This window comes from Pseudomonas sp. 43(2021), assembly GCF_017490805.1.
Taxonomy (GTDB): domain Bacteria; phylum Pseudomonadota; class Gammaproteobacteria; order Pseudomonadales; family Pseudomonadaceae; genus Aquipseudomonas.
The window spans coordinates 1-216 of sequence record NZ_JAFGYJ010000661.1; the positions used below are offsets into that span (position 1 = coordinate 1).

Annotated in this window: 1 protein-coding gene; it reads left to right on the forward strand. The window is 62.5% G+C overall.

Annotated elements, in window-relative coordinates; genetic code table 11:
* Positions 1 to 216, forward strand: a 216-nt coding sequence (locus J5M71_RS29095) for an immunoglobulin-like domain-containing protein (RefSeq protein WP_207839172.1), incomplete at both ends; no start/stop codon positions are given.

Here is a 216-nt window from a genome sequence, read left to right on the forward strand (position 1 = left end):
TGCAGGTCACCATCACCGCCGATCAGGCGTCGGTGGCCGAGAACGTCAAGCCGACCTTCACCGTGCACATCAACCAGGCGCTGGCCCACGACCTGGTCGTGACCCTGAGCAACAACGCCCAGGTCACCATCAAGGCTGGGGAAACCAGTGCACCGTACACCCATGCTGCGCAGGGCGATGACGTCTATAACGATGCTGGCCAGATCAGCCTGGGCA